Consider the following 7,764-nt stretch of genomic DNA (forward strand, 5'->3'; position numbering starts at 1 on the left):
CCATCATCCGCGGATGGTTGGTGCCCGGATTGTGCCCGAAGCACAGGATCAGGTCGGCGTGGTCGAAGTCCTCCAGCGTCACCGAGCCCTTGCCCAGGCCGATCGAGTCCGGCAGGCCGACGCTGGTCGGCTCGTGGCACATGTTCGAGCAGTCGGGGAAATTGTTGGTTCCGAAGCGCCGCCCCAGCAGCTGATAAAGAAACGCCGCCTCGTTCGACGCCCGGCCCGAGGCGTAGAACTGCGCCTGGTTCGGATCGGTCAGCGCCTTCAGCGCCGCGCCGGTCCGGGCGAAGGCCTCGTCCCAGGTGATCGCCTTGTAGCGGTCATCGGCCGGATCGTAGGCCATGGGCTCGGTCAGCCGGCCGAGGTCCTCGATCTGGTGGTCGCTCCAGGTCAGCAGCTCGCTGACCGTGTGGCGGGCGAAAACCTCGGGCGTCGCGCGCTTGCTGGTCGCTTCCCAGGCCACGGCCTTGGCCCCGTTCTCGCAGAACTCGAACGACGAGGTGTGCTTGGGATCTGGCCAGGCGCAGCCGGGGCAGTCGAAGCCCTCGGGCTGGTTGGCGCGCATGAGGGTCTTGCCGCCTTCGACCACCGTCTCCTGGTCGATCAGGGCGCCGGCCACGGCCTTCAAGGCGTCCCATCCGCCAGCGGGATGCTTGTAAGGGCGAACGCCCGGGGTCTTTTCGTTCGCCATCAGACCCGCTCCGCTTGGGTTTCGATCAGGCGCTCGCCGCCGGCGAACACCGCGTGACCGTCAGAACGCGCGAGCGCCACCAAGGTGATCCCCGCCTCTTCAGCCTTGGCGATCGCGAGGTCCGTCGGCGCGGAGACCGCCACCAGGATCGGGCAGCCCATCCGCGCCGTCTTCTCGACCATCTCGAACGAGCAGCGGCTGGTGACGACCACGAAGCCGGCGGCCGGGTCGACACCCTCGCGCGCCATCGCCCCGGCCAGCTTGTCGAGCGCGTTGTGGCGACCGACATCCTCGCGGACCAGGACCAGCTCCGCCTTCGGGGTGAAGAACGCCGCCGCGTGGGTCGCCCGGGTCAACCGACCCAGGGCTTGCTGTTCCTCCAGCGCCGCCAGCGCCGCCGGGATGGCGTCATGCCGGATGCGCGCGCCCTCCCCCACGGTCGGCAGCGGCCGGACCGCGTCGGCCAGGCGCTGGACGCCGCACAGACCGCAGCTGGACCGCCCCTCGAGATTGCGCGGCCGCGCCTTGCGAGCCAACGCGCCGGGGGCGAAGGCGACGTCGACCAGAACGCCCTGCGCTTCTTCCTTGATAGAGATCGCCGCCACGTCTGCCGCCTTGGCGACGCCCTCGGTGACCACGAAGCCCAGCGCCAGTTCGTCCAGGTTCTCTGGCGTCGCCATCAGCACCGTGTGCGGACGACCATCGAACGAGAGGCCGACCGCGGTCTCGCTGGGCGTGACCCGCTCGAAGGGCCGCGCGGCCTGATCGGCGCGCCACTGGACGGCGGAGCGAGGAACGACAGAGGAACGCGACATGCCGACAGCCTAATCCGAGGGCGCCACCCGGTATAGCCAATGATGAAACAGCACGATTGTTCAAAACCGTCATCGATCCGCCGATGACCAAACGTCATTCCCGGCGCAATCTAGGGTCATGACCGGCACAACCTTCGAAACCCGTCGCGCGCAGATGTTTCCCCTGCTGGAACCGGACGAGATCGACCGCCTGCGCCGCTTCGGCCAGGTCGTCCAAGTAACTTCCGGCGAAGCGCTCGCCACGGCCGGTGTCGCCTCGCCCGGCCTGTTCGTCGTGTTGGAGGGCCGCGTCGCCATCACCCGCCGCGACGCCAATCGCGACAGCCAGCCGATCGTCGAGCACGACCCCGGCCAGTTCGTCGGCGAGATCGCACAGCTGTCGGGTCGTCCCTCCCTGGTCGACGTCACCGCCCTGACCGACGTCGAGGCCTTGCTGATCCCGCCGGAGCGCCTGCGCGCCGTCCTGGTCGCCGAGGCCGAATTGGGCGAGCGGATCATGCGCGCCCTGATCCTGCGCCGGGTCAGCCTGATCGAGACCGGCGCCGGCGGCCCGATCATCATCGGCCGCGCCGCCGACGCCGAGGTCATCCGCCTGGCCGGCTTCCTGGCCCGCAACGGACACCCCTACCAGAACCTCGACCCGGATCAGATGGACTGCGCCAAGGTGCTGATCCAGCGCTTCGAGGTCGACGAGAGCGAACTGCCGATCGTCCTGTGTCCCAACGGGCAGATCCTGCGCAAGCCGACCAACCATCAGCTCGGCCGCTGCATCGGTCTGGTCGGACCGATCGACGAGAGCAAGGTCTATGACGTCGCCGTGGTCGGCGCCGGTCCGGCCGGACTGGCGACGGCCGTCTACGCCGCGTCCGAAGGCCTTTCGGTATTGGTGCTGGACACCCGCGCCTTTGGCGGCCAGGCCGGCGCCTCGGCGCGGATCGAGAACTATCTGGGCTTCCCGACGGGGATATCGGGCATGGCCCTGATGGGGCGCGCCCACGGCCAGGCCCAGAAGTTCGGCGCCGATCTCGCCATCCCGGACGAGGTCGCCTCCCTGGCCTGCGAGGACGACGGCCTTCACCGCTATCGCCTGGCCCTAGTCAGCGGTGAGAAGGCCCAGGCCAAGACCGTGGTCATCGCCAGCGGAGCCCGCTATCGCCGCCTCGACGTCGACAATCTCGACCAGTTCGAGGGCTCCAGCGTCCACTATTGGGCCTCGCCGCTCGAGGCCAAGCTGTGTGCGGGCCAGGAGGTCGCCCTGGTGGGCGCGGGCAATTCGGCGGGCCAGGCGGCCGTCTACCTCTCCAGTCAGGTCAAGAAGGTCTGGATGATCGTGCGCGGCGAGAGCCTGGCGGCGACCATGTCGCGCTACCTGATCGACCGGATCGAGAGCACGCCCAATATCGAGGTGATCGTCCGCAGCGAGGTCGTCGCGCTTGAGGGCGAAGGCGGACAGCTGTCCAACGTGCGCTGGCGCGGTCCCGGCGGCGTCGAGACGACCCGGCCGGTCGGCCACCTCTTCCTGTTCATCGGCGCGGCGCCGAACACCAGCTGGCTATCCCAGTGCCAGGTCGAGCTCGACAACCATGGCTTTGTCCGCACCGGCGCAGACCTGGCCCCCGGCCATCCGCTGCTGCAGACCAGCCGCAAGGGCGTGTTCGCGATCGGCGACGTCCGCGCCGGCTCGGTCAAGCGCGTCGGCGCGGCGATAGGCGAAGGCGCCCAGGCCGTCGCCGCTATCCACGCCTATCTGGCTAACGCTTAGGGAGCAGGCCCATGAGCTGCATGCACGGCGACGCGATCCATCTCGTCACCCCCAGCGCCAAGGGCTGCGAGGAGTGCCTGAAGACCGGCGGCTGGTGGGTGCACCTGCGCCTATGCCGGACCTGCGGCCACGTCGGCTGCTGCGACGACAGCCCCAGCAAGCACGCCTCGGCCCACTTCCGCGCGACCCGCCATCCGATCATCGAGGGCTATGATCCGCCGGAGGGCTGGGGCTGGTGCTTCGTCGACGAGGAGTTCGTCGAACTCCCCGACCAGACGCCGCAGCTTGGCCCCATTCCAAGGTTCGTCGAGGGCTAGCCGCCGACGGTCTTGCGCCTTGGCCGTCGCTACGATGACATTTGGATGACGCCCGTGGCCTCAAAAGCACAAACCGGGCCGTTATATTTGCAATCTTGCTGAAAAATTTCCCCGCATCCGCAACGCCGGATATCGCTTTATGTCGGGATCATCGCCGAGACGGCGATCTATTGCCTTAGCTATCAAGCTGTCGCCGCCGCCAAATCGAGCATCAGCTGGGGGCTAACAAACCCCCACAATCGGGCCACAGCCGCCTCCTAGCCCTCTGCGCATCGCGAACACCTTTTCGCTGATTTTTGGCCGTCTTCCCCAAAGACGGCGCGTTAGGGGACAGTCCTATGCTCAAGATCCGGTATCTTGGGGGCGCATCCGCCCTCGTGTTTCTGTTGAACGCCGCCCCTCTGGTCGCCCAAGCCCAAACCGACACCGCCGCGAACAACACCGCGGTCGAGGAGATCGTCGTGACGGGTTCGCGCATCGCGCGCCGCGACTATTCCTCGGACAGCCCGATCGTCACCGTGGGCAAGGCGGACATTGAGAAGGTGGGCTCGGTCACGATCGACACCATCCTGAACCAGATGCCGCAATTCGTGCCGTCGGTCAGCAGCACCTCGAACAACCCCTCGAACGGCGGTCAAGCCAACATCGACCTGCGCGGCCTCGGCACGGCCCGGACGATGATCCTGCTGGACGGCCACCGCGTCGTGCCTTCGAACTCCGACGGCACCGTCGACATCAACATCATCCCGGCCGCGCTGATCCAGAATGTCGAGGTGATCTCCGGCGGCGCCTCGGCGACCTACGGCTCGGACGCCCTGTCCGGCGTCGTCAACTTCAAGCTCAACAACAACTTCACCGGCCTGCAGGTCGACGCCCAGTACGGCGTCACCGAGGAAGGCGACGGCCGCGAGAAGTCCCTGGCCCTGACCGCCGGCGGCAAGTACGCCGAGGACCGCGGCCACGCCGTGTTCTCGCTGAGCTATTCGGAGCGCGGCGCGGTCTATAACGCCTCGCGCGACTTCTCGGCGGTGTCGGGCGCGTCCTCGACCACGCCCTATGGTCGCTACGACGCCACCGGCGCCAACCTGCCGACCCAAGCCGCCGTGGACGCCGTCTTCGCCAAGTACGGCGTCGCCGCCGGCGCGGTGAAGGCCAGCGCCAACCTCGGCTTCAACGACGACGGCACGCTGTTCTACAACGGTCAGAACTATAAGGGCTCGACGGCGATCGACTATTCGACGATCCCGGTCAACGGGACCTACAACACCGGCCCGCTGAACCTGCTGCAACTGCCGCTGAAGCGCTACACGGCCTATGCGGCGACCGACTACCAGATCAACGAGCACGCCCAGTTCTACGGCTCGTTCAACTTCACGCACTACGATTCCACGACGATCCTGGCGCCGGCGCCCGCCGCCGGCTCGACCGGCTTCAGCGTGCCGGTGACCAACCCGTTCATCCCGGACGATCTGGCCACCCTGCTGGCCAGCCGCGCCGACCCGACCGCCAGCTTCCTGCTGCGCAAGCGCTTCACGGACGTCGGTCCGCGCCAGTCCGACACGACTTTCAACGTGTTCCAGATCGCCGGCGGCGTGCGCGGCGACATCGGGTTCAAGGACTGGACGTACGACGTCTTCGCCTCGTACGGCCGGTCCGAGCAGAACGAGACCCAGTCGGGCAATGTCAGCCACTCGGCGGTCCAGACCCTGCTCAACGCCGCCGACGGCGGCGCCAGCCTCTGCGAAGGCGGCTATGACCCGTTCGGCCTGAACACGCTGTCGGCGGCCTGCCGCTCGTACATCTCGCGTCAGACCAAGAACCGCACCGTCGCCGAACAGCAGGTCGTCGAAGCCAACCTGCAAGGCGGCGTCATCGACCTGCCCGCCGGCGAAGTTCGCGCCGCCATCGGCGCCAGCTACAAGCGCGACACCTACCTGTTCGAGCCCGACAGCCTGCTGTCGACCGGCGACGTGGTCGGCTTCAACGCCCAGGACGCCATCGACGCCGCGACCAACGTCAAGGAACTGTACGGCGAACTGCTGGTCCCGGTCCTCAAGGATCTGCCGTTCATCAAGGCCCTGGACCTGACCGCCGGCTATCGCCTGTCGGATTACAACACCGTGGGCAAGGTCGACGCCTACAAGCTGAACGGCGACTGGGAGGTCGTCGACGGCTTCCGCCTGCGGGGCGGCTATCAGCGCGCCGTGCGGGCTCCGTCGATCGGCGAGCTCTATTCGCCGCAGAACCAGGGCTATCCGTCGATCACCGAAGACCCCTGCGCCTATAACAGCACCTACCGCGCGGGCTCCAACGCCTCGACGGTGCGCGCCCTCTGTCTCGCCCAAGGCGTGCCGTCGGCGATCATCGACAGCTACACCTACGCCAACACCCAGGTGAATGCGCTGAGCGGCGGCAATCCGGACCTGCGGGAAGAGACCGCCAACACCTACAGCGTCGGCGCCGTGTGGACCCCGCGCATCGCCCACCCGCTGCTGGAACGCCTGTCGCTGTCGGTCGACTATTATTCGATCGACATCAAGAACGCGATCGGCACGATCGACGCCGCCACGGCGCTGGACAAGTGCTACTCGGCCGAGGGCAACCCGACCGGCGCGACCAGCAACTACTATTGCGGCCTGTTCAAGCGGAACGCCTCCACGGGTGAGATCGACACCCTGACCCTGACCAACCTGAACCTGGCCGAATACAAGACCTCGGGTGTCGACTTCCAGGTCGACTGGGGCTTCGGCCTCGGCGCGGTCGGCCTCGACGACAGCTACGGCGCGATCAAGGTCAATGTCATCGGGACCTATCTCGACAGCTTCAAGGTCCAGAGCCTGCCGGGCGAGGACTTCGCCGAGCTGAAGGGCACGATCGGCAACACCCAGATCAGCTCGACCGCGGTCTCCCACCCGGAATGGAAGTACACGACATCGGTCAGCTACCTGATCGGCCCGGTCGAGGTGGGCGCCCGTTGGCGCTACATCGGGAACATGGTCGACGCGGCCGACGCCAGCGAGAAGATCGGCGCGGTCAACTACTACGACCTGAACGCGTCGTGGAAGGTCAACGACACCTACTCGATCCGCGGCGGCGTCACTAACCTGACCAACAAGCAGCCGCCCTACTTCTCGTCCTACGTCCAGGCCAACACCGACCCGTCGACCTACGACGTGCTGGGCCGCCGCTTCTTCCTGGCGGTGAAGGCCAAGTTCTAGGGCTTACGTCTTCCACCCCAACTTCATGGGCGGGCTCCTCGCGGGGCCCGCCTTTTCTTTGAGGTCAGGCGCGAAGCGGCGCCCTTCCGCTGGTTTGAGCCGGCGGGCTGGGGAGGCGGCGGAGCGTCCGGGCAGGGCCCGGATGAGGATTTGATGGAGTACCGTTTCGGCCGAGGCCGGAGCGCTCCGCGTGACCTGTGCTCCGGAGCCTTCGACGCGCGGGATTTTAACCCGCTTCCGAAAGAGGCCCTGGGCGGGCGGAGGAAGATGCGTTTCCTCCGGACCACGCGGGCGATTTCAGCCCGCGCCTGCCGCGCCGATCTCCCCCGCCGCCCGGCTTTCGTCCCGATGTTTCAGGGAGCCCGTCCGGATCCGTCGCGAAGGCGGCCCAAAGGCCAAGACCAGCGCTTCCCGCTCGATCACCCCCGCCGCTCGTTCGGTCGCCAGCTGAACGCCCTCCCCCGCGACGGGGCGAGGAGAAGTATGCAGGCGGTTTTGGGAGCGATGCGTCGATTTTGCGGGCGCTCGTGGGTGACGGGCTTAGGGCGTTGAGATTGCTGGAATTGGAAGGTGTGGATGCTCGTCGGCGGACGGGGATTGGCGCCCTACTCCCACCTCTCCCGCCCATTCTCGTGTCATCCCGGAAGCCTCGCAGAGGCCATCTTAGGACCCAGGGGGTGACGAAACGCCCCGCGCGCCGCCCCTGAGTCCCGGCGCTCCGCGCTACGCGCTGCGGCCGGGATGACACGTGTTTTGGGCTATTGGGTCGAAGCCTTTCTCCCGCGAGAAGGAGCCATCCTTACATCTTACGGCGAGACGATCGCCGGGCTGCAGCCTCCAAGAGATGTAAGGCTCGCCCCGACCTGGGTAGGTCGGGGCGACACTAGTGAGGACAGATTCACAACACCGACCTCCCCGGCGAATGCCGGGGCCCAGATTCATCCGGAGCGGCTGGGGA

5 protein-coding genes are annotated in these 7,764 nt (G+C 67.2%); 3 read left to right on the forward strand and 2 right to left on the reverse strand.

The window, feature by feature from the left end:
* Window positions 1-694 (reverse strand): molybdopterin-dependent oxidoreductase (locus Q0379_RS11850; RefSeq protein ID WP_299008734.1); only part of this gene is annotated, 694 nt, incomplete at its 3' end.
* Entirely contained in the window at window positions 694-1,509 is an 816-nt protein-coding gene (fdhD, locus tag Q0379_RS11855; RefSeq protein WP_299008737.1) for a formate dehydrogenase accessory sulfurtransferase FdhD, read from the reverse strand. The genes fdhD and Q0379_RS11850, both read right to left, overlap by 1 nt.
* A 118-nt stretch (window positions 1,510-1,627) precedes the next feature.
* Here fdhD and Q0379_RS11860 point away from each other — a divergent pair, with 118 nt between their 5' ends.
* The 3 genes from Q0379_RS11860 (at window position 1,628) to Q0379_RS11870 (ending at window position 6,806) form a co-directional block, all read left to right on the forward strand.
* On the forward strand, window positions 1,628-3,271 hold the full coding sequence (locus Q0379_RS11860; RefSeq protein WP_299008739.1) for an FAD-dependent oxidoreductase: 1,644 nt from the start codon (window positions 1,628-1,630) through the stop codon (window positions 3,269-3,271).
* Window positions 3,272-3,282: 11 nt separating this feature from the next.
* Window positions 3,283-3,588 carry a UBP-type zinc finger domain-containing protein gene (locus Q0379_RS11865; RefSeq protein ID WP_299008741.1) on the forward strand — a complete coding sequence of 102 codons (306 nt, stop codon included), beginning with the start codon at window positions 3,283-3,285 and terminating at the stop codon, window positions 3,586-3,588.
* Between the two features lie 338 nt (window positions 3,589-3,926).
* A complete protein-coding gene (locus Q0379_RS11870) occupies window positions 3,927-6,806 on the forward strand; it encodes a TonB-dependent receptor (RefSeq protein ID WP_299008744.1) in 2,880 nt (959 codons plus the stop codon).
* The last annotated feature ends 958 nt before the right edge of the window (window positions 6,807-7,764 follow it).

Origin of the sequence: uncultured Caulobacter sp. (genome assembly GCF_937900395.1) — a bacterium.
Classification (GTDB): domain Bacteria; phylum Pseudomonadota; class Alphaproteobacteria; order Caulobacterales; family Caulobacteraceae; genus Caulobacter.

Bases quoted from the DNA above. Each gene is read 5' to 3' on its own strand.
- fdhD (WP_299008737.1), bottom strand. From the start codon at position 1,509: ATGTCGCGTTCCTCTGTCGTTCCTCGCTCCGCCGTCCAGTGGCGCGCC.
- Q0379_RS11860 (WP_299008739.1), top strand. From the start codon at position 1,628: ATGACCGGCACAACCTTCGAAACCCGTCGCGCGCAGATGTTTCCCCTG.
- Q0379_RS11865 (WP_299008741.1), top strand. From the start codon at position 3,283: ATGAGCTGCATGCACGGCGACGCGATCCATCTCGTCACCCCCAGCGCC.
- Q0379_RS11870 (WP_299008744.1), top strand. From the start codon at position 3,927: ATGCTCAAGATCCGGTATCTTGGGGGCGCATCCGCCCTCGTGTTTCTG.